Source organism: Cryobacterium sp. TMB3-10, assembly GCF_004402305.1.
Lineage (GTDB): Bacteria > Actinomycetota > Actinomycetes > Actinomycetales > Microbacteriaceae > Cryobacterium > Cryobacterium zongtaii.
On the sequence record NZ_SOGH01000034.1, the window covers coordinates 36,479 to 57,132 of the forward strand.

The 20,654-nt window shown below is 69.2% G+C and carries 19 protein-coding genes; 9 read left to right on the forward strand and 10 right to left on the reverse strand.

What is annotated here, in order from left to right:
- Positions 1-103: 103 nt before the first annotated feature.
- The 3 genes from E3T22_RS18820 to E3T22_RS18830 all read left to right on the forward strand — a co-directional run bounded on the left by E3T22_RS18820 (position 104) and on the right by E3T22_RS18830 (position 4,110).
- A complete protein-coding gene (locus E3T22_RS18820; RefSeq protein ID WP_088455339.1) occupies positions 104-1,543 on the forward strand; it encodes a GuaB1 family IMP dehydrogenase-related protein in 1,440 nt (479 codons plus the stop codon).
- Positions 1,544-1,675: 132 nt separating this feature from the next.
- Positions 1,676-3,046, forward strand: coding sequence for a hemolysin family protein (locus E3T22_RS18825; protein WP_134480891.1), 1,371 nt, complete (start codon positions 1,676-1,678; stop codon positions 3,044-3,046).
- Positions 3,043-4,110, forward strand: coding sequence for a hemolysin family protein (locus tag E3T22_RS18830; RefSeq protein WP_103430718.1), 1,068 nt, complete (start codon positions 3,043-3,045; stop codon positions 4,108-4,110). Before E3T22_RS18825 ends, E3T22_RS18830 begins: the two co-directional genes overlap by 4 nt.
- A gap of 1 nt (position 4,111) precedes the next feature.
- On the opposite strand, the gene E3T22_RS18835 is transcribed toward E3T22_RS18830, so the two are convergent.
- Complete coding sequence (locus E3T22_RS18835) at positions 4,112-4,963, reverse strand: Cof-type HAD-IIB family hydrolase (protein ID WP_103460854.1); 852 nt, start codon at positions 4,961-4,963, stop codon at positions 4,112-4,114.
- 105 nt (positions 4,964-5,068) lie between these two features.
- Here E3T22_RS18835 and E3T22_RS18840 point away from each other — a divergent pair, with 105 nt between their 5' ends.
- A complete protein-coding gene (locus E3T22_RS18840; protein WP_088455342.1) occupies positions 5,069-5,446 on the forward strand; it encodes a VOC family protein in 378 nt (125 codons plus the stop codon).
- Between the two features lie 4 nt (positions 5,447-5,450).
- On the opposite strand, the gene E3T22_RS18845 is transcribed toward E3T22_RS18840, so the two are convergent.
- Positions 5,451-6,587 carry an NADH:flavin oxidoreductase/NADH oxidase gene (locus tag E3T22_RS18845; RefSeq protein WP_241983744.1) on the reverse strand — a complete coding sequence of 379 codons (1,137 nt, stop codon included), beginning with the start codon at positions 6,585-6,587 and terminating at the stop codon, positions 5,451-5,453.
- 22 nt (positions 6,588-6,609) lie between these two features.
- Here E3T22_RS18845 and E3T22_RS18850 point away from each other — a divergent pair, with 22 nt between their 5' ends.
- Genes E3T22_RS18850 through E3T22_RS18865 form a run of 4 tightly spaced genes read left to right on the forward strand, consistent with a single transcriptional unit; the run spans position 6,610 to position 10,396 of the window.
- Positions 6,610-7,452, forward strand: coding sequence for an ADP/ATP-dependent (S)-NAD(P)H-hydrate dehydratase (locus tag E3T22_RS18850; RefSeq protein ID WP_134480878.1), 843 nt, complete (start codon positions 6,610-6,612; stop codon positions 7,450-7,452).
- A gap of 31 nt (positions 7,453-7,483) precedes the next feature.
- Complete coding sequence (locus E3T22_RS18855; protein WP_134480877.1) at positions 7,484-8,746, forward strand: glycosyltransferase 87 family protein; 1,263 nt, start codon at positions 7,484-7,486, stop codon at positions 8,744-8,746.
- Between the two features lie 2 nt (positions 8,747-8,748).
- Positions 8,749-9,060 (forward strand): thiamine-binding protein, encoded by a 312-nt coding sequence (locus tag E3T22_RS18860; protein WP_088455345.1) that lies wholly within the window; start codon positions 8,749-8,751, stop codon positions 9,058-9,060.
- Between the two features lie 58 nt (positions 9,061-9,118).
- On the forward strand, positions 9,119-10,396 hold the full coding sequence (locus E3T22_RS18865; protein WP_088455346.1) for an MFS transporter: 1,278 nt from the start codon (positions 9,119-9,121) through the stop codon (positions 10,394-10,396).
- A gap of 28 nt (positions 10,397-10,424) precedes the next feature.
- On the opposite strand, the gene E3T22_RS18870 is transcribed toward E3T22_RS18865, so the two are convergent.
- The 8 genes from E3T22_RS18870 to E3T22_RS18905 form a co-directional block, all read right to left on the reverse strand.
- A complete protein-coding gene (locus E3T22_RS18870) occupies positions 10,425-11,096 on the reverse strand; it encodes a response regulator transcription factor (RefSeq protein ID WP_255416771.1) in 672 nt (223 codons plus the stop codon).
- 55 nt (positions 11,097-11,151) lie between these two features.
- The gene (locus E3T22_RS18875) at positions 11,152-12,432 is read right to left on the reverse strand and encodes a hypothetical protein (RefSeq protein WP_088455348.1); all 1,281 of its coding nucleotides are present in this window, start codon (positions 12,430-12,432) and stop codon (positions 11,152-11,154) included.
- On the reverse strand, positions 12,429-13,598 hold the full coding sequence (locus E3T22_RS18880) for a sensor histidine kinase (protein WP_088455349.1): 1,170 nt from the start codon (positions 13,596-13,598) through the stop codon (positions 12,429-12,431). Before E3T22_RS18880 ends, E3T22_RS18875 begins: the two co-directional genes overlap by 4 nt.
- 58 nt (positions 13,599-13,656) lie before the next feature.
- Complete coding sequence (locus E3T22_RS18885) at positions 13,657-14,331, reverse strand: hypothetical protein (RefSeq protein ID WP_198415064.1); 675 nt, start codon at positions 14,329-14,331, stop codon at positions 13,657-13,659.
- A complete protein-coding gene (locus tag E3T22_RS18890) occupies positions 14,318-15,790 on the reverse strand; it encodes a DUF4389 domain-containing protein (RefSeq protein WP_134407776.1) in 1,473 nt (490 codons plus the stop codon). The genes E3T22_RS18885 and E3T22_RS18890 overlap by 14 nt, the downstream gene beginning before the upstream one ends.
- 47 nt (positions 15,791-15,837) lie before the next feature.
- On the reverse strand, positions 15,838-17,031 hold the full coding sequence (locus E3T22_RS18895; protein WP_134480876.1) for a homoserine O-acetyltransferase: 1,194 nt from the start codon (positions 17,029-17,031) through the stop codon (positions 15,838-15,840).
- Positions 17,032-17,106: 75 nt separating this feature from the next.
- Complete coding sequence (locus tag E3T22_RS18900; RefSeq protein ID WP_088455352.1) at positions 17,107-18,435, reverse strand: bifunctional o-acetylhomoserine/o-acetylserine sulfhydrylase; 1,329 nt, start codon at positions 18,433-18,435, stop codon at positions 17,107-17,109.
- A 132-nt stretch (positions 18,436-18,567) separates the two neighbouring features.
- A complete protein-coding gene (locus E3T22_RS18905; protein WP_088457879.1) occupies positions 18,568-19,683 on the reverse strand; it encodes an acyltransferase family protein in 1,116 nt (371 codons plus the stop codon).
- Positions 19,684-19,712: 29 nt separating this feature from the next.
- Between E3T22_RS18905 and E3T22_RS18910 the strand changes: the two genes are divergently transcribed.
- Positions 19,713-20,516, forward strand: a complete 804-nt coding sequence (locus tag E3T22_RS18910; RefSeq protein ID WP_134480875.1) for an SDR family NAD(P)-dependent oxidoreductase — start codon at positions 19,713-19,715, stop codon at positions 20,514-20,516.
- The last annotated feature ends 138 nt before the right edge of the window (positions 20,517-20,654 follow it).

Here is a 20,654-nt window from a genome sequence, read left to right on the forward strand (position 1 = left end):
ATTGTCCATGGCGATCACAACCGCCGGGTCAGTGTGTTGATATCAAGACTAATCCCATCGAGGTGCTGCACCGGTACGGCTTGGGAGGACTAGCGTTAAAAACATGCAGTTCTATGGAGCGGTTCCCCGCCACGATTTGACCTATTCCGACGTCTTCCTGGTGCCCAGCCAGTCTGCGATCAGCAGTCGGCTCGACGTGTCCCTCGCGCCGGGAGACGGCACCGCGGCCACGATCCCGATCGTCTCGGCCAATATGAACTCGGTGACCGGTCCCCGGCTGGCGGCATCTCTCGCCCGGCGTGGCGGCCTCGGCGTGTTGCCGCAGGACATGCACCTGCAGGACCTGGATGCGGCCATCCGCTGGGTGAAGTCGCAGCCCGTGCAGTACGACACCCCGTTCGTGTTCGCCCCCGACGCCACCGTGGCCGACGCGCTGCGCCAGGTCCCGCCGGTCACCGGTCAGGGCCTGGTCATCCACGACGGTGACGATACCTACCTGGGCTGCATCGACGCGGCCAGGCTCGCCTCGGCGTTACCGGACGCTCGCCTGGGCGATCTGCTGCACGGCCCGCTCACCTCCCTCGACGCCGAAGACATCGACGGGCCGCGCAGCGCTTTCGACGTGATGACGGCCGCCGACCTCGACTTCGCGCCGGTGTTGCTGCGCGGCAAGCTGATCGGCACGCTCAGCCGCAAGAGCGCCCTGCGCTCCACGCTGTACCAGCCGGCCGTGGATGCGTCCGGCCGGCTCCTCGTCGCCGCCGCCGTCGGGATCAACGGCGACGTCGCCGCCAAGGCCCGCGCGCTCGCCGCCGCCGGCGTCGACGTGCTCGTGCTCGACACCGCGCACGGCCACCAGGCCGGCATGATCCGCGCGCTGCGCACGGTTTCGGAGCTCAAGCTCGGCATCCCTATCGTGGCCGGCAATGTGGTCACCGCCGACGCCGTCGAGCACCTCGTCGGCGCCGGGGCGAACATCATCAAGGTGGGCGTCGGGCCCGGCGCCATGTGCACCACCCGGATGATGACGGCCGTGGGGCGCCCGCAGTTCTCCGCCGTGATCGAGACCGCCGAAGCCGCCGGCAAGCTCGGCGCACACGTCTGGGCGGATGGCGGGGTGCGCTACCCGCGCGACGTGGCGCTCGCGCTCGCTGCCGGGGCCGCGTCGGTGATGATCGGGTCCTGGTTCGCGGGCACCATCGAAGCGCCGGGCACCCTGGACACGGACGCATCCGGCGCCCTCTACAAGGAGAGCTGGGGCATGGCATCGACCAAGGCCGTGCAGCAGCGCTTCGACAGGCTCGACGCCTACGAACTGGCCCGCAAAACCCTGTTCGCCGAGGGTATCTCGTCCTCGAAGATCTACCTGGACCCGTTGCGTCCCTCGCTCGAAGACCTGCTCGACATGATCACCTCCGGGGTGCGCAGCTCGTTCACCTACGCGGGGGCGGCCAGCGTGGCCGAATTCCACGACCGGGCGAAGGTCGGAATCCAGTCCGCAGCCGGCTACGAAGAGGGCAAGGCGCTCGTGGTTTCCTGGTAACGCAGGCGTGTTACCGCGCAGGCAGCCCCGGTATAGTTGACCCTCTAATGGACGACCCCCCTTCTGCGAATTCACCCGACCATAAACCCTCGCCCGTGACCCGCGGCGGTGCTGCCCGTGTATGAGTGGATCATGCTCGGGATCGGCCTGATCCTGACCCTGGGCACGGGCCTGTTCGTGGCCAGCGAATTCGCGCTGGTCAACCTCGACCGATCCGACCTCGAGGCACGCCGCGACCGCGGGGAAACCCGCCTGGCGATGACCATCGCCGCGCTCAAGATCACCTCGACGCACCTCTCCAGCGCCCAGCTGGGTATCACCCTGACGACCCTGCTCACCGGGTATGCGCTGGAGCCCGCGATCAGTTCCCTGCTCGCGGGACCGCTGGGCCTCGTCGGCATCCCCGAGCCCGCGGTGCCGGTGGTGGGATCGGCCGTCGCCATCGTGCTCGCGACCCTGGTCTCGATGATCGTCGGTGAGCTCGTGCCCAAGAACTTCGCCCTGGCGCTGCCGATCCAGACCGCCAAGGTCGTCATCCCGTTCCAGACCGTGTTCACCACGGTGTTCAAGCCCGCGGTGACCGTGCTGAATGAAAGCGCCAACGGCCTCCTCCGGATGGTCGGCATCGAACCCAAGGAAGAGATCTCCGGGGCCCGCACTGCCGAGGAACTCTCCTCGCTCGTGCGCCGGTCCGCCAGCGCCGGCCTGCTCGAGGCCGACACGGCGACCCTGCTGCACCGCACCCTGCTGTTCTCCGGGCACACCGCATCCGACGTGATGACCCCCCGCCCCCGGCTCGCCAGCATTCAGCGCAACGCCAGCGCGCAGGCCGTCATCGACCTCACCAGGCAGACCGGCTACTCCCGCTTCCCCGTCATCGACGAGAGCGCCGACGACGTCGTCGGCATCGTCCACGTCAAGCAGGCCGTGGCCGTACCGCGCAAACGACGCTCGGACGTGCCGGTGTCGGCCCTGCAGTCTGAAGCGCTGCGCGTGCCGGAGACCATGAAGCTCGACGGGTTACTCGGCGAGCTGCGGGGCCGCGGCTTCCAGATGGCCGTCGTCGTCGACGAATACGGCGGAACCGCCGGCGTCGTCACCCTGGAGGACCTGGTGGAGGAACTCGTCGGCGAGGTCGCCGACGAGCACGACCGCACCAGGGCCGGCATCGTGCGCTCGCAGGGCTCCCTGACCTTCCCCGGCATGCTGCGGCCGGACGAGCTGCACGAGCGGGCCGGCCTGACCGTGCCAGAGGACGGCCCATACGAGACCGTCGCCGGCTACGTGATGAGCGAACTCGGCCGGCTGCCCGTCGTCGGCGACCTCGTGCGCATCGCCAGCGGTGAACTGCGGGTGGAACGGCTCGACGGCCGTCGCATCGACCGTTTGCGCTACACCCCTGACCCTGTCGAACCCGGCGCGCCCGCGACCGGCGCCGTGCGCACCATCCAGAAGGCACCAGTGACCACTTCATCACAGACCAAGCGGGTGAGCGGCCGATGAACGACTGGGCCGGACTCGGCTGGCTGTTCGTGCTGCTGCTCGGCAACGCGTTCTTCGTCGCCGCCGAATTCGCCGTGATCTCAGCGCGCCGCTCCCAGATCGAACCCCTCGCGGAGGCCGGCAAGCGCAGCGCCAAGACCGCGCTGTGGGCCATGGAGCATGCCACGCTGATGCTGGCGACCTCCCAGCTGGGCATCACGGTGTGCTCGCTGCTGATCCTGAACGTCTCGGAGCCGGCGATCCACCACCTGCTGGAGATCCCGCTGAAGCTCACCGGGCTCCCTGAGGAGGCCATCGGCACTATCGCGTTCATCATGGCGCTGCTCATAGTGTCGTACCTGCACGTCGTCTTCGGCGAGATGGTGCCCAAGAACCTCTCATTCTCGATCCCCGACCAGGCCGTCCTGATCCTGGCCCCGCCGCTGGTGTTCTTCGGCCGCCTCGTCAAGCCCGTCATCGTGGCCCTGAACTCCACCGCCAACGGCGTGCTGCGCCTGTTCGGTGTTGCACCCAAGAACGAGGCTACGAGCACTTACACCCTCGACGAGGTGGCAACCATCGTCACGCAGTCCACCAGGGAGGGCGTGCTCAGCGACGACTCCGGCGCGCTGTCGGCGGCGTTCGAGTTCACCACCAAGACGGCCAAGGACATCGCCGTGCCGCTGGACCAGCTGGTCACCCTGCCGGAATCGGCCACCCCCGCCGACGTGGAGAAGGCCGTCACCCGGCACGGATTCTCGCGCTACGTGCTCGACTACGAATCCGGCGAGCCCAGCGGTTACATTCACCTCAAGGACGTGCTCGGCCTGGACGTCGACCCGGTCGACCCCGTCGACACCGGCAGGACCGGCTACACCGACCCGATCCCGGCCAAGCTGATCCGCCAACTGGTGTCGATCTTCGAGGACACCGACCTCGAGGATGCCCTGGCCACCATGCGCCGCTCCGGCGCACACCTGGCCCGCACCTTCACCGTCACCGGTGACGCCACCGGAGTGCTGTTCCTGGAGGACATCATCGAGGAGCTCGTCGGCGAAGTGCAGGACGCCACCCGCCGGCTCTAGGTCAGGCCGTTGCCAGCGCCGGCAACGCCGCGAGGATGCTCGTGATGACGCCCTCATCCAGGTTCGACGGAGCCTGGTGCCTGGCCCGCGCGCGGATGCTCGGGTGGCCGTTGGCGACGGCATAGGAGTGCCCGGCGGCGTCGAGCATCTCGGCGTCGTTCAGGTAATCGCCGAAGGCCATGGTCTGCTCCCGGCTGATGCCCAGGTGCTGCTGCAGACGGATGAGCGCCGTGCCCTTGTTGGCTCCCGGCCGCATGATGTCGACCCAGTTGGCGCCGGAGACGACAACATCGGCGGCCAGGTCGAGGGCGCGAACGGCCGGTCCGGTGCGGGTCTCGGCGCGGCCGGCGTCGAAGATCGCCAGTTTGAGCACGTCATCGTCCGCGGCGGCCACCGTGACATCGGCGACCGTTGCCAGGGCCGCGTAGTACGGACGCACCTGCGCGACGAAAGCCTCATCGGTCCGTTCGATGTACGCGGACCTGGCCCCGCACACCACGATGCCCAGGTCGGCGCCGGCGGCGGCCTGGGCCCGCACCCACTCGACGACCGGGGCGATGATCGATCCGACGACGGGTTCGATGGCGATGCTGACGCCGTCCCGCACAATGTTGGTGCCGTTCTCGGCGATGTAGACCAGCCCGTCCCGGTCGCCGAAGACGGCCTGCAGCGTCTGGTACTGACGCCCGCTTGCCGGGGAGAACAGGATCCCGGCCGCCAGGATGCTCTCCAGCAGCGGCCAGAAGCGCTCGGGGACCGCTCCGTCGGCGTCGAGCAGGGTGCCGTCCATGTCGCTGGCGATCAGGCGGATGTCGGTCGGCCGGCTGGTGGCGGTCTCACTCGGGTGGGTCATTCGGTCCAGCCTAGTTCTTCTCGCCCGGCGACGACCGGGCCCCCTCGTGGGCCTGGGGCACCCGGCGTACCCTGACAGGCATAGCTGGAAAGCGAGGACACACTCATGTTGAGTCAACTGGAAACCGTGGCGGTCCTGCCCGCCAGGGACATCAAGCGGGCCCGGTCCTTTTACACCGACAAGCTCGGCCTGGAGCCCACCGACGTCCGCGAGGGCGAGATGCGCTTCCGCACCCCCTCCGGCGGGTCGGTGCTGGTGTACGAAACCGAGAACGCGGGCACGGCCAAGAACACGGCCCTGATCTGGATGGCCGACGACGTCGACGCCGAGGTCGCCCGGCTGAGGGAGGCGGGGGTGGTGTTCGAGGAGTACGACCTGCCCGGCCTGAAAACCGAGAACGGCATTGCCACCACCGACCAGGAACGTGCCGCCTGGTTCAAGGACTCGGAGGGCAACATCCTCTGCGTCGCCCAGGAGGTATAGGTCGCTAGACCGCCGGCCAGGCTGCCCTGGCGTACTGGCCGGGCCAGTAGTCCAGTGGCACGCCCAGCTCGGCGGCGGCGCGGAGGGCGAAGTGCGGGTCGCGAAGGAACTCGCGGCCGAGCATGACGGCATCCGCCGCGCCGGAGGCAACGATCTCGTTAGCGTGTGCGGCTGTCGTGATGAGCCCGACGGCGTTGACCGGTACGGCGGCAGTGTCCTTGACGAATTGCGCCAGGGGAACCTGGTACCCGGGGGTCAGGGGAATCTGCACGCCGGTGACGTTGCCGCCGGAGGACACGTCGAAGAAGTCGGCCCCGGCCTGGGCGGCCCACCCGGCGACGACGGCGGTCTCCTCCACACTCCAACCGTCGACTGTGTAGTCGGTTGCGGAGAACCGCACCAGTAGCGGAACACTCTCGCCGACCTCGGCCCGGACGGCCTTCACCACGCGCAGGAGCAGGCGGGCCCGGTTCTCCAGTGAGCCGCCGAACTCGTCGGTGCGCTGATTGCTCAGCGGGGACAGGAACTGGTGCAAGAGGTAGCCGTGGGCGGCGTGCAGTTCCAGGACGTCGAAGCCGGCGACGATGGCGCGTCGAGCGGCCGTGACGAAGTCGGCGACGACGGTATCGATGCCCGCGTGGTCGAGTGCCATCGGTGCCGCGTAGCCGGGGAAGGCGATGGCGGAGGGCCCCAGCGTCGGCCAGCCGCCCTGGTCGGCGGGCACGCTGCCGTGCAGGCTGGTGCCCCAGGCCGGCCAGGTGGACGCCTTCCGGCCGGCGTGGGCGAGCTGGATGCCGGCGGTGGCGCCCTGCCCGTGCAGATAGTCGACGATGTGCGCCCAGGCGGACGCCTGGGTGTCGTTCCAGATCCCGGTGTCCCGGTCGGTGATGCGGCCCTCCGGGCTGACGGCGGTGGCCTCGGTGACGATCAGCCCGGCGCCGCCCGCGGCCATCGAGCCCAGGTGCACCAGGTGCCAGTCGGTCGGCACGCCGTCCCGCTCGATGACGGAGTACTGGCACATCGGCGCGACCCAGAGCCTGTTGCGAATGACAACCTCGCGCAGGCTGATCGGGTCGAACAGGGAGACCGCCGCGGCGGAATCGGCTGCGGCGGGGGCGAGGACGGTGCTGATATCGGACACCGAAACAACCTATCGTGAGTGCATGGCGAAACCTCGACGATGGCTGGAATGGGAGGCCGCCCAGGCCCGCGACTGGATCGCGGTGCCGCAGGCGACCGATGACAAGTACAGCCGCGGCGTGCTGGGCGTGCGCACGGGTTCCACCGAGTACCCGGGCGCGGCGGTGCTCGGTGTGGAAGCCGCGAGCCGCACCGGGGTGGGCATGCTGCGCTACCTCGGTCCCCGCCGGGTCGGGACCCTCGTGATGCAGAGCCGTCCGGAGGTGGTGACGGTCGACGGCCGGGTGCAGGCCTGGCTGCTCGGCTCGGGCATGGACGCCGGCAGCCGCAGCCCGGAGACCACCAAACAGCTGCAGAAGGCGCTCCGTCAGGGTCTGCCGACGGTGCTCGACGCCGGCGCGCTCGATTTGGTCGGTGCCGGCACCGGCCCCCGGCTGATCACCCCGCACTACCGGGAACTGGCCGCTCTGCTGGGCCGGTCCGGCGAGAATGTCACCGTCGACGACATCGCCGGTGAGCCGGGGGAGTGGGCGATCCGCGCCGCCGTCCTGCTCGATGTCACGGTGCTGGTGAAGGGCAGCGTCACCCACCTGGCCTCACCGTCCGGTATCCGCCTGACGGTATCCGGCGCCCCCGCCTGGCTGGCGACGGCCGGTTCCGGTGACGTGCTGGCCGGCATCCTCGGTGCCCTGCTGGCCACGAACAGCGCGCGTATCCAGGCGGATGCCGACGCGCTCGCCGCGCTCGCCGCCACGGCCGCATTCGTGCACGCGGCGGCGGCGCACCGGGCGTCCGGCGGTGGCCCGATCGTGGCGCTCGACGTTGCCCAGGCCGTTCCGCCGACGATCGCGGCGCTGCTGGCCTGACCCGCCGCAGTGGAGTGTGCCACAGTGGAGCGTGCCTGAATTCCTGCGCCGCCCCGCCCTGCTGTGGTGCGGCTTCGCGATCGTGCACGCGGTGCTCATCGCTCTGAACCTCAGCGGCATCGGCTGGCCACTCGGCGACGTGGAACGGGTATACCTGGGTTGGGCCGAGGCCACGACATCCGGCGCCGTCAGCCTGGGCATCAACACCGACTTCGTCTACCCGATCCTGGCCCTCGCCCCGATTCTCGCATCGCTGGTCTTCGGCGCCGGGCCGTACGCGCTCACCTGGCTCGGCCTGGTGACCGTGCTCAACGGGGTCGCCTTCGCCGCGCTCACCGGTCGCCGGCCGGGTCCGGCGGCAGCCCTGGCCGCCTGGTGGTGGCTGCTGTTCCTGCTGCTGCTGGGCCCCATCGCGTTGGCCAGGATCGACTCCGTGACCGTACCGCTGGCGATTCTGGGCCTGCTCTGGCTGCGCCGCCGGCCGTTCTGGGGAGCGGTGCTCCTGGCCGTCGCCACCTGGGTCAAGGTCTGGCCGGTCGCGGCGATCATCGCGCTGGTGGTGGCCTCGAGGCGGCGCTGGCAGGTGCTGGCCGCCTTCGCCGGCACCTCCGCGCTGATCATCGGAGCGGCCCTCGCCGCCGGCAGCGGGGTCACGATCCTCAGCTTCGTGACCGAGCAGACCAACCGGGGGATCCAGATCGAGGCGCCGGTGGCGTCCTGGTGGTTGTGGCAGTCGGCCCTGGGCATCCCCGGCGCCGTCGTGTACTACGACCAGCAGATCCTGACCTACCAGGTGATCGGTGCGGGCACCGACCTGGCGGCGGCGGTGCTGACCCCGCTTCTGGCACTCTGCGTCGGCGTGGTGCTGCTATTGGGCTGGCGCGCCCAACGCGCCGGTGCATCGGCCGACCTGCTGTTCCCGCCGCTGCTGCTGGCCCTGGTGCTCACCCTGATCGCGGTCAACAAGGTGGGCTCGCCGCAGTTCATCACCTGGCTGGCCGCCCCGCTGATCCTCGGCCTGGTCTCGTCCTGGCGAGCCTGGCGGGGCCCGGCGCTCACGGCCCTCGCGATGGCGGCGCTCACCCAGATCGTCTACCCGTACTTCTACAACGACCTGCTGGCCACCACCCCGGCCATGGTGCTGATCCTGTCGGTGCGCAACCTCCTGGAGCTGGTGCTGCTGGGCTGGATGCTCGTTCGCATCTGGCGGCTCGGCGCCGCCTCCGCAACACTGTCAGAGAGCACCGCCGCCAGTCCCGGTGCCACAGCGCATCGCCCTATCCTCAAGGAGTAGTCATGCTCGTCGCATTCTCGGTCGCCCCCTCCGGCGGCCCCACCGATTCGGTGCACGATGCCGTCGCCGCTGCGGTGAAAGTCGTCCGCGAATCGGGCCTGCCCAACCACACCGATTCGATGTTCACCACCATCGAAGGCGATTGGGACGAGGTCTTCGCCGTCGTCAAGGCGGCGACGGATGCCGTCGGCGCGTTCGGCTCCCGGGTGTCGCTGGTGCTCAAGGCCGACATCCGCCCCGGCTATTCCGGTGAGCTCACCGCCAAGCTGGACCGCCTCGAGGCGGCTATGGACGAGGCCGGCGGAGCATCCTGACACCGGCCTGGCGCCGCCGCGTCACCGTCCAGACACGACCGCCCCGTAGTCTGGATTGATGCCCTCACTCTCTGACGGGTCGACGCGCCTGTCGCCGACCCGCGTTCGCCTCGCCCTCCTGGCTCTCGCCCTCGGCGGCTTCGCGATCGGCGCCACCGAGTTCGTCGCCATGGGGCTGCTGCCCAATCTGGCCGCCGACCTGCTGCCCGGCCTCTACGCGTCGTCGCCGGATGCCGCCAACGCCCAGGTCGGCTGGCTCATCTCCGCATACGCTCTCGGTGTCGTCGTCGGGGCGCCCACGATCGCCGCGGCCGCGGCCCGGTGGCCACGCAAACAGCTGCTGCTCGTTCTGCTGGCCTGCTTCACCCTGGCCACCATCGCTTCCGCGCTGCTGCCGACCTTCGGCCTGGTGCTGGTGGCCCGATTCGTCGCCGCCCTGCCGCACGGCGCCTATTTCGGCATCGCGTCGCTGGTCGCCGCCGAGCTGATGGGCCCGGGCAAGCGGGCACGCGGTGTCGCGATCGTGCTCTCCGGCCTCACCATCGCCAACGTCATCGGCGTGCCCTCGATCACCTGGCTCGGCCAGGTTGCGGGCTGGCGGGTCGCCTACATAGCCGTGGCTGCCCTCTTCGCGGTGACCTTCGTCGCCGTGATCGTGGCCGTGCCGTTCCAGGCCGGGAACCCCGGCGCCACCATGCGCAACGAGCTGCGCGCCTTCGGGCGCCTGCAGGTCTGGTTCGCGCTCCTGATCGGCGCCGTCGGGTTCGGCGGTCTGTTCGCCGTCTACACCTACGTGGCCCCGCTGGTGATCGAGGTCACCGGGCTGCCCGCTCTCGCGGTGCCGCTGGTGCTCGTCGTGGTGGGCCTGGGAATGACCGTGGGCAACTTCGCCGGCGGCGTGTTCGCCGACCGCAGTGTGCGGCGCAGCATGTACGCCTTCTTCGCCATCATGCTCGCGGCCCTGCTGCTGCTTGCCTTCTCCGCGCAGCACCTGGCCGGGCTGCTGACCGGGGTGTTCCTGGTCGGCGCGTCGGCGGCGGCGCTGTCGCCGACCATTCAGACCCGGCTGATGGATGTCGCACACGACAGCCAGTCGATCGCCGCGGCCCTCAACCACTCGGCGCTCAACCTCGGCAACGCGCTCGGCGCGTTTCTGGGCGGCATCGTCATCGCGGGCGGGCTGGGCTATCTCGCCCCGATCTGGGTCGGGTTCGGCCTGAGCGTGGTGGGGTTGGCGCTGGCCGTGGTCACCTTCGCGATCGACAGGGTCCGTCGCAAGCGGGGTCAGCACGTACCGTACGGCACCGCACTGATCACGGTGGTCGGCACGGACTGAGCGCCGCGCCGACCCGGCCAGTGGCGTTCTAGTCGGACTGCAGCAGGATGCCGTCGTGGATGGCGCGCTTCCGTAGGGCTACCTTGGTTCCGACATCAAAACCGGCAAGACGGTACTTCTCGCGGATCCGCTTGAGGTACGACTTCGCCGTCTCCTCGGAGATGCCCAGCTGGTGGGCGACCGCCTTGACCGGCTCACCGGCTCCGTACAACGCCATCACCCGGCGTTCCTGGGCGCTCAGCCGCGGCGAGCTGCCGGCGGCTCCGGCGTGCAGGGCGAGGTCGAGTTCGGCGGAGATGTAGGATTCTCCGACGTTCGCGGCGTGGATGGCTTCAACGATGGTGCTGGCCTCCTCGGTCTTGACGAGGTAGCCGAGAGCGCCGGCGGCGAGGGCCTCGCGCACGAGAGCCGGTTCGGAGTAGGTGCTCATCAGCACGGTCTTCACCCCGGCCGTCTTGAGGGTGGAGATCTTCAGCGAGACCGGGATGTTGTCCTTGAGGTCCAGGTCGAGCAGCACCACATCGACCGGGAACTCCGGGTGGGTGAGAAGCTCGGGCCAGGTGGTCACGGCGGCCACCATGTTGATGTCGTCCGCGGCGCCTCTGATCCACTCCGTCAGCGCTCCCAGGAGCATCCGGTGGTCGTCGACCAGGGCCAACCGGATGGGATTGTCGATGAGCGTCGCTGCTGTGTTCGTCACTGCTACCTCCTGTTGCATTTTTCCCTGTCGGAGCATCCCGGGCCAACCGGCCCGGTCACGCGTCCGCAGGATTGTCAATACTGCATTCGATGTCGACGTGGAGATGTCCACTGCGCACCGAATCGATATGAGGGCCCACTACTCGGATAGCTTGCCATGTCTCCGGGTCCACCCGTCGACGAGGCACCCCCTCGATGATCATTTTGATCGGAAACCGAAGCATTTCACCGATAATATGGCCGTTGGTACGGCCAAAAGGTCCGAAAACCAGCGAAACCGTCGGTTCGGCACCGTCGGTGTCGCTGATCAGGAGCCAGATGGCCAGCAACAGCGCATCGCGCTGAGTCGGCGAGAGCTGACCGGCCAACCCTGACGGGTCATCGAGATTGACGGCGGGGCCGAGGAACTCGGATTCGGTGAGGGCGTGGTGTAGCCAGGTCTCCCGGCGGCCCTCGATGAGGTGCAGTCGTAGCTGGGTGGCGAGCATCGCCGCCGCCGCCGACTTCGTCGAACTGAGCGGCAGGGCGGTGCGTCCGGTGGCGACGTCGTCGAGCAGGGTTTCGGCGTCGAGGTCGATGCGGGCCAGCTCCTCGGATGCGAGCATGCCCACGGCGGAGGACGGCTGGCTGATGGTGCTCTGCACGAGCACCAGGTCCAACTCACGCTGCACGATGCGGCGGAAACCTCGCACGACCGACGCCCCGATCAGCGGCGGCAACACGCACAGGCCGATGGTCAGGATGGCCGGCGCCATCAGCTCGGGGTCGTAGCGTGCCGCGGTGACCGAGCCCGCCGCGATCACGGCGCCGAGGACCAGCGTCGCGGCAACGATCTCCCGTCCGCGCCGCACCGAGACCAGCACGGCAAGCAGGGCGCCGACAGCGGCGGCGGCGGTGGGATAGGTGCCCGCTGCGGTGCCCTGACCGTACCCGGCCAGGTCGAGCCCGACGACGACCTCGCCCAGGGCGAGCACGGCGAGGAACAACCAGGTCGGCATCCGGTCGGGCAGCCTGTTGACGAGGATCAGCGTCACGACGGCCGCGAGCAGCAGAACGATCCAGGCCGCCAGGGTCGGCAACGGGTTCGGATATCGCTCCCACTGGCTCGCGAACCGCCACAGCAGGAACACGGCGAAGAACCCGCTGCTCAGGGAGATGCCGAAGCCGAGGTGGCGGCTACCGAGCCCGGTGCGGTTGGCCAGGGTGGTTTGAACGGTGCGCTGCGGCCGGCGAAAGGTGCGGCGTCGCTCGTCGCGTTGGTCGTCGAGCAACTGCTTGTGCGCTCGGGCCGACGAGCTGCCGGAGTGCGGCGGTGCCGGGGTCGCCGCCGATGTCACTTGGGCACCTCGAGCACGACGGTGGTGCCAGAGCCCGGGGAGGAGAACAGGCGTGCGCTGCCGCCGACGTCGCGAAGGCGGGCCACGACGGACTCGGCGAACCCGAGCCGTTCGGTGCCGACGGCGCTGAGGTCGAACCCCCGACCGGCATCCGTCACCATGGCGCGCACCGTCGTGTCGTCGTCGGAGATCGTGACGTCGGCCCTGGTGACGCCGGAGTGCCTGCGCACGTTTTCGAGGCACTCGCCGAGGGCGAGAAGGAACGAGTCGAGAACGTCGCTGGGCAGCAGCACCTGGCCGCTGCCGTGCCAGTCGACCTCGAGTCCCATCCGGCCGAAACGCTGCTTCACCGACTCGAGGGTGCTGCCGAGCATCGACGTGTTGGACGGTTCCAGCGTGTAGACCCCGGAACGGCTGGGGGTGGGCAGCGCGCCCAGACGTAGCTGGCGGAGCAGACGGGCGTCATCGCCGGATTGTTGTCGCAGAGCGGCGGGGCTGACGCCCACACCCGAATGCGCCAGGAGGGTGAGGGTGGCCAGCACGGTGTCGTGGAGCAACCTGGCGCCCTGCCGGCGTTGCGCTTCGAGTTCGCTGGCATGACGTTCGGCCTGGTGGGCGCGCCCGATCGCGGCGACCCGCTGCAGCACCCGGGGCACGCTCTGCGCAATCCACCAGCCGCCCAGGGACAGGGCGGCCCAGCCGCACACGGTCAGGACCAGGGGCAGCACCGACCCGCCAGACGAGATGGTGACGAACGCCACCCCGGCCACGGTCATGCCGAACGACCCGAACAGGATGAGCTGGCGTCCGGGGCCGACGACGAGCACCGGCGCGACACAGCTGGCCGCGCCGGCAGCCAGGGTGGCGATCAGGGCCTCCTCGACGGGGTTGAGACCGACATCAATCCTGGTGGCCAGCCCGACGACGAGGATGACGGCGTTGCTCAGCAGCACGATGCACACCGCCCAACGGAGTGCGCCGCTCTGACCGAGGACGTATTGGCACCCGACCATCAACAGGATCAGGGACCCGGCGAACAGGACCACGGGCGTATCGAGCCCGCCCGGCACGGCCAGGTAGGCCAGCGACGTCACCGAAGCGGTCAGCCCGGTTATCCGGGCGGTGCGACGAAGGACGCGATCACGCTCTCTGGCAATACGTGGCATGGCTGCAGTACTCCTCATGAGTGCCCTATCCGTCACCTTATCGGCCCCGGTGGCGGATTTACGGCTGTTGACGTGGACTTTCTTTCCGGCGCAGAAGCAGGTGCAGAACCACGCCGCTGACCAGGGCCATGGCCACCGCCATGAACATCCCGGCGAGAACCCCGATGAGCAGGATGAGCGCGCCGGGCTGGCCCGGCTGCCACAGCGGTGTGGCCACGGCGAAGAACACGGCCAGGCCGGCGCCCCAGGCGGCGGCGCTGCCGAGTATCCACCAGCCGGCACCCCTGAGGTGCCGACGGAGCTCGAACCACTGGGCGAAGCCGAGGGCGCACAGCAGCACAGTGGCGAGCAGGATTCCGGCGGTGAATTGGGCTGCTGCCGGCCAGCGCTGCCAGACCTCGGCCCACTCGGCGGGCAACAGCCCGATGAACCAGGCCGCGGCGCCGGCGATGGCCGTGGCGCCGACCCAGCGGCGGCGGTTCAGTGCCGGCACCCGGCTGCGGAGCACGGTCGCCTGCGTCCAGCCGAGCACGGTGCCTTCGGCAGCGCCGGCGAAGATCAACGCCGGCGCCAGCACGGATGAACCGGCGAAGGTCAGCTGGGCCAGGGCCGGGACGAGGAACCCGACGCTTTCGCCGAGGCTGACCCACAGCAGCCAACTGCGTAGGAACCTGTCGGCACGATCGGGACCGCTGCGGGGCCGGGGGCCGGGGAGCGGCCTATCGACCGTCATGGGAAGCGACGGGGGCGGCCGGTGCGGGTGATCCAGCCACGGCGGAGCCTGGATCGAGCGGGCCCTGATCGAGCCGGAACGGCGGGTACTCGTCGCGCATCAGCGCGGCATAGACGATCACCCTGTACAGCCAGCGGTTCAGTCCGATGATCAGATCGAAAATCCCGCGCCGGTAGCGTCCGCTGAAGAGCAGGATCACGGCGCCGATGAGGACCAGGATGCCCAGCAGCGAGAAACCGGTGCTGGTGGCGGTGGTCCAGCCGTTGTTGCCGCTCGCGGTCCAGCCCCAGCTGCCGCCGGTGAGGATCGCCACGATGAACAGGTGGGGAATCACCAGGAGCCACCACTTGACCAGGACCAGTCCGTGCGAGAGCCGGGCCGGATAGTCCACCTCGAGGTCGGCCGGATAGTCGGTGGCGGCGAGGGTGAACGGCGGGTACCTGTCGGTGCCGAGCGCGGAGTACGAGTAGAAATTCACCCGCCAGTTCCAGCGCAGCACGCCGACGCTGTAGTTGAAGATCGCCCGCGGGTAACGTCCGGTGAACAGGATGGCGAACCCGGCCACGATCGTGCCGATCCAGAGCCCGAACCAGAGGAAGAACAGCACGATGACGTGCGGGATGACCAGGATCCACTTGACCAGCCACAGCGCCCGCGAGACGTCGGGGTCGAGCCATCCGTTCAGCCGTGCGGGATAGTCGGCGCCCGGCCTGTCGGGATCGGCGCCGGGCTGCCCGGTCGCACCGCCCGGTGCTGGCGTGGCGCCGCTGCGGCTGGAGGGCGCCGGACCGTTGCGGCCCAGGCCGATCACACCGAGGATCACCAGGATCAGCCCGATCACCAGGGTGATGATGCCGACCAGCAGCAGGGTGATCGCCGCGGGCGCCAGGAGACCTGAGCGCACACCGGCACTGACCTGCACGGCGACCGGGCTGCTGCCGTCGGCATTCATCACCACGACGGCCCAGGCCCCGGGCTGCACCGGCCAGGTGATCTCCTGGCTGCCGGGCCCGACTGCGCTGACGGTCCAGAAGTCCTGTTCGGCGGGCGGTTCGGGCCGGTCTGAGCCGGGAATGTCTGCATACCGCGCGCGGAGCGGCGTGGATTCGATGCCGCGCACCTCGGTGTGTGCCACGTTCGCCAAGTAGCTGTCGACGTCGGCCTGCGGCGCGATCCCGAGAAACACCGGGTCGTCGTTGGCTCCCGTCGCCACCAACCGGATCCTGGCGATGTCCAGGTTCAGCGGCGGGGTCGTTCCCGTGGTCGTGACGGGACCGAGCGGAGGACTGGTCAGTGCGTAGGAGTTGGTGACGAGGGGCACCGTGCGGGTGGAGAAGTAGCCGTTTTCACCCTGCACGCCGGCGGCGACGGCGGCAACGGTACCGGTGGCGGTCAGTCCGAAGCCGATCAGGGTCAGGATCGTGCCGATCAGCAACATGATGAGCGGGCCGGGTTTCATGGCGCCAGAGTTCTCCCGAACGCACTGCGTGTCAACCCTTCCGCGGTTCAGCCGAGCAGCCACCGGAGCTGGTCGCCGATGGCCTGGTCCTCGATGAGGAATCCGTCGTGACCGTAGCCGGACTCGATCACCACGGGGTCGCCCCCGCTCCCCAGTCCGGCCGCGATGACACGCTGGCCGTCCAGGGGGAAGAGCCTGTCGCTGTCGATGCCGACGACGAGGGTGCGGGCCGTGATGCGGGCCAGTGCGGCGTCGACTCCGCCCCGGCCACGTCCGATGTCGTGGGAGTTCATCGCCTCGACCAGGGTGATGTAGCTGTTCGCGTCGAACCGCCGGGTGAACTTGTTGCCGTGGAAGTCGAGGTAGGACTCCACGGCGAACCGGCCGTGCCCGCCCAGCGGGGTGATGTCGCTCTGCCAGCTGCGCTCGAACCGGGAGTTGAGTTCCGACGGGCTGCGGTAATTGAGCAGCGCCATCCGCCTGGCCAGGGCGAGGCCGCGGCTCGGGCCATCGCCGGGCTCGGCGTCGTAGTAGTCGCCCGCACGAAAGAGCGGGTCGGTGCGGATGGCCTCGATCTGCACCGAATTGAGGGCGATCTGGTCGGCCGTCGTGACCGGCGGGGCGGCCAGGATGCCCAGCCGGGTCACCCGGCCGGGGTGTTCGATGCCCCATTCCAGCACGTGCATGCCGCCCATGGAACCGCCGACGATCCCGGCCCAGCGTTCGACGCCGATCCGGTCGCTGAAGGCCGCCTGCGCCGCCACCTGATCGCGGATGCTCAGGTACGGGAACTGGGGGCCCCACTCGGAGCCGTCCGGCGCGAGGGACGCCGGGCCGGTGCTGCCCTGACAGCCGCCGAGCATGTTCGGCGCCACCACGAACCACCGGTCGGTGTCGATCGCGAGGCCCCGGCCGACGATGCCGCTCCACCAGCCGGCGGTCGGATGCCCGGCCGCCGGCGGGCCGACGACGTGGCTGTCCCCGGTGAGAGCGTGCAGCACCAGAACTGCGTTGTCGCCGGCCGGATTCAGCTCGCCCCAGCTCTCGTAGGCGATCCGCACGCCGGCCAGGTGCCCGCCCGCCTCGAGGTCGAGGGCGCCGATGTCCACGAACCGGCGGCCGCCCACAGGGTCACCGTCACGCCAGGCGCCCGTGACGGGCGGTTTACCCAGCAGCGAGCGCGCCTGCGCGTCGGTGACCAGGCTGGACGGGACGGTGTCCGCGGAGTATTGCCATTCCATACGGCTCCATTGTGGCCATGTTCGGCCGTGGCCGCCGATTGTTACGTCATGCGGGCGGGTGAACGTCGGCGAGCTCTACGCGTTCGCGCGGGATGCCGCGACCACGGCGCGGGCGGCGGCCAGGCCGGCCTCGAGGTCGGCCTGCAGGTCGATGACGTTCTCGATGCCCAGCGACAGGCGCACCAGGCCCGGCGTGACGCCCGCGGTGAGCTGCTGCTCCGGGGTGAGCTGGGCGTGCGTGGTCGACGCCGGGTGGATCACCAGCGAGCGCACATCACCGATGTTGGCCAGGTGGCTGAACAGGCTGAGGTTGTCCACCAACGCGCGCCCGGCATCCACCCCGCCCTTGAGCTCGAACGACAGCACCGCGCCCACGCCCAGCGGGGCGTACTTGTTGGCGGCCGCGTACCAGGGGCTGGACGGCAGTCCCGCGTAGTTGACCGACGCGATGTCGGGGTGGCTCTCGAGGAACTCCGCGATGGTCTGCGCGTTGGACACGTGCCGCTCGATGCGGAGGCTCAGCGTCTCGATGCCCTGGATGAGCTGCCAGGCGCTCGCCGGGGCGATGGCGCTGCCGAGGTCGCGCAGCAACTGCACGCGGGCCTTGATGATGAACGCGAGGGCGTCGCCGACCGCGGTGGTATAGCTGGCGCCGTGGTAGGACGGGTCCGGTTCGGTCAGGCCGGGGAACTTCTCGACGTTGGCCGACCACTCGAACAGGCCGCCGTCGACGACGACGCCGCCGATGATGGTGCCGTGGCCGCCGAGGAACTTGGTGGCCGAATGCACGATGATGTCGGCGCCGTGTTCGAACGGGCGGATCAGGTACGGCGTCGCGATGGTGTTGTCGACGATCAGCGGCACCCCGTTGGTGTGCGCGACCTCGGCGACCAGCGCGATGTCGAGCACGTTGATCTTGGGGTTGCCGATGGTCTCGGCGAAGAACAGCTTGGTATTGGGCCGCACCGCTCTGGCCCACTCCGCGGCGTCGTCCTGGTCTTCGACGAAGGTGGTCTCGATGCCGAGCTTCTTGAGGGTGTACTTGAAGAGGTTGTAGGTGCCCCCGTAAATGGAGCTCGACGACACGATGTGGTCGCCGGCCTGGGCGATGTTGAGCACAGCGAAGGTCGACGCCGCCTGGCCGGAGGCCACCAGCAGGGCGCCGGTGCCGCCTTCGAGGGCGGCGACCCGTTCCTCGACCACGGCCTGGGTCGGGTTCTGGATGCGGGTGTAGATGTTGCCGAACTCTGCCAGCGCGAACAGGTTCTGGGCGTGTTCGGCGTTGTTGAAGACGTAGGAGGTGGTCTGGTAGATCGGCGTGGCCCGCGCGTTGGTCACCGGGTCTGGGCGGGCCCCGGAGTGGACCTGCTTGGTTTCGAACTTCCAGTCTGCGGAATCGCTCATGGGTCGGTCTCCCTGTTCGTGGTCGGGCCGGCAAGCCCGAGGAATCTACAGCGGCGGAACCAGACGCTCCGTTGCTCTGCTGCAACCATAGGCAGGGCTATGCCGCGCGACAACGGTTCGCGAAACACTACGTCATCTGCTGCCGGGCCCGTGCGGCAGTACGATGGTGCCCGTGTGGGTGGACGGCTCCTGCCTGAACAGCCAACGCAGTCGCGGTTCCACCAGCGGCCGGAAGACGCGCCTCACGACGGGCAACGACAGCACCACCGAGATCAGGATGGCCAGCAGGATCACGGCCGGCAGCACCCAGGGCTGCTGCGGACCGTCGAGCACCCCGGTTTCCCGCAGCGGGTAGAGCAGGAAGGTGTGCAGCAGGTAGATGTACATGGTCGCGGCGCCCAGCGGTGTGAACCAGGTCGCCCGGCGCGGCATCAGCATGAGGAAGGCCAGGATGAACAGGAACGACGCCATCATCAGGCCCAGCCGGATGACCCCGGCCCAGAACTGGTCGTAGCCGAACTGCCAGTACGCCTCGTCGTACAGGGTGAAGCTCCGCAGCCGCAGGTCCCGCACGCCGATGATATTGACGGTGACGGCCAGGGCGAGGGCGCCGAAGAGGGCGATCGCGCCGGAACGCCAGCGCCAGACCGCGGCCGGGCGCAGGTGCATCCACCGGGCGGTGAGCGGCCACTGGCGCAGTTTCCAGCCGAACACGAAGAACGGCAGCAGCCCCAGCGTGCGTGACAACGAGAAGGTGCTGTCGATGTCACCGACGTAGCCGGCGCCCACCGAGATGGCGATGCTGATCAGCAGCGGATACCGCATCAGAACCAGGTAGGGCAGCGCCACCCGCCAGATGGCCAGGGCGATCAGGAACCAGAGCGTCCAGGACGGGGTCGAGTAGTCCACCTTGAGGGTGCCGCTGAGCGCCCACTCCACCAGCGTCCAGATGCTTTCGAAGATCAGGTACGGGAAGACGACGTCGGTGATCAACCGGTGCATCTGGCGGGGGCCCGGCGGTCCCGACTTGGCGAAGTAGCCGCTGACGGCCACGAAAACCGGAACGTGGAACGCGTAGATGAACAGGTAGACGCCGTAGGCGGTGTCGGATTCGCCGATCAGCTTGAGGATCGCGTGACCGATCACCATCAGGGTGATGGCGATCCAGCGGGCGTTGTCCCACAGCGGTACGCGGCGCTTCGGCTTGTGCGGGCCGGCGTGGTGCGGGGTCTCTGTCGGCGAACTCATCGGGTCCATTCTCCGGGCAGAATGGGGCAATGGGCAAAAAAAGAGTCGTGGTCACTGGTGCGAGTTCGGGAATCGGAGCGGCGACGGTGCGCCTGTTCCGGGAGCACGACTGGGATGTGGTGGGCGTGGCCCGCCGGGCCGACAGGCTCGAGACGCTGGCCCAGGAGACCGGCGCGGCGGTGTTCGCCGCCGACCTCACCGTGCAGGCCGACGTCGACGCGTTGCGGGACTACCTCGCCGCCTCCGGCCCGGTGAATGCTCTGGTCAACAACGCCGGAGGCGCCAAGGGGCTCGACTCCGTCGAGGCCGGGTCGATCGACGACTGGGCCTGGATGTACGAGATCAACGTGCTCGCGCTGAAACGGGTCACCACCGCCCTGCTGCCGCTGCTGCGCGCCTCGATCGCCGCCGCAACGGATGCCGCGGCCGCCGGCGCTGCCGCGTCCGCCGACATCGTCAACATCACCTCGACCGCCGGGCACACGGCGTACATCGGCGGCGGCGGCTACAACGCCGCCAAGTTCGCCGCGCACGCCCTGACCGAGGTGCTGCGCTTGGAGCTCAGCGGCGAACCGATCCGGGTGATCGAGATCGCGCCCGGCATGGTGCAGACCGACGAATTCGGTCTGGTGCGCTTCGGCGGCGACCCCGAGAAGGCGGCCGCCGCCTACACCGACGTGGTGCACCCGCTCGTGGCCGACGACGTCGCCGCCACCATCCTGGCCGCCGTCGAACTGCCCGCGCACGTGAACCTGGACCTCGTCGTGGTCAAACCCGTCGCCCAGGCCTCCACCACCTTGGTCGCCCGCGGCCCGCTGCTGCCCCGCGTCTAAACTCACACCGGCCCCAACTGTTGCCCGAACGGACAATTGCGCCCGGCGTACCGGGGGTGGATTCAACTGGTCGATGCAACACCGCTGTTTTCTTGGTCTGAGAGTAGCTGATGCAGGGCTTCTCGCGGGGTGGCTGCG

Coding starts and splice junctions, on each gene's coding strand:
- E3T22_RS18820 (WP_088455339.1), top strand. CDS start 104: ATGCAGTTCTATGGAGCGGTTCCCCGCCACGATTTGACCTATTCCGAC.
- E3T22_RS18825 (WP_134480891.1), top strand. CDS start 1,676: ATGCTCGGGATCGGCCTGATCCTGACCCTGGGCACGGGCCTGTTCGTG.
- E3T22_RS18830 (WP_103430718.1), top strand. CDS start 3,043: ATGAACGACTGGGCCGGACTCGGCTGGCTGTTCGTGCTGCTGCTCGGC.
- E3T22_RS18835 (WP_103460854.1), bottom strand. CDS start 4,963: ATGACCCACCCGAGTGAGACCGCCACCAGCCGGCCGACCGACATCCGC.
- E3T22_RS18840 (WP_088455342.1), top strand. CDS start 5,069: ATGTTGAGTCAACTGGAAACCGTGGCGGTCCTGCCCGCCAGGGACATC.
- E3T22_RS18850 (WP_134480878.1), top strand. CDS start 6,610: ATGGCGAAACCTCGACGATGGCTGGAATGGGAGGCCGCCCAGGCCCGC.
- E3T22_RS18860 (WP_088455345.1), top strand. CDS start 8,749: ATGCTCGTCGCATTCTCGGTCGCCCCCTCCGGCGGCCCCACCGATTCG.
- E3T22_RS18865 (WP_088455346.1), top strand. CDS start 9,119: ATGCCCTCACTCTCTGACGGGTCGACGCGCCTGTCGCCGACCCGCGTT.
- E3T22_RS18880 (WP_088455349.1), bottom strand. CDS start 13,598: ATGCCACGTATTGCCAGAGAGCGTGATCGCGTCCTTCGTCGCACCGCC.
- E3T22_RS18885 (WP_198415064.1), bottom strand. CDS start 14,331: ATGACGGTCGATAGGCCGCTCCCCGGCCCCCGGCCCCGCAGCGGTCCC.
- E3T22_RS18890 (WP_134407776.1), bottom strand. CDS start 15,790: ATGAAACCCGGCCCGCTCATCATGTTGCTGATCGGCACGATCCTGACC.
- E3T22_RS18895 (WP_134480876.1), bottom strand. CDS start 17,031: ATGGAATGGCAATACTCCGCGGACACCGTCCCGTCCAGCCTGGTCACC.
- E3T22_RS18900 (WP_088455352.1), bottom strand. CDS start 18,435: ATGAGCGATTCCGCAGACTGGAAGTTCGAAACCAAGCAGGTCCACTCC.
- E3T22_RS18905 (WP_088457879.1), bottom strand. CDS start 19,683: ATGAGTTCGCCGACAGAGACCCCGCACCACGCCGGCCCGCACAAGCCG.
- E3T22_RS18910 (WP_134480875.1), top strand. CDS start 19,713: ATGGGCAAAAAAAGAGTCGTGGTCACTGGTGCGAGTTCGGGAATCGGA.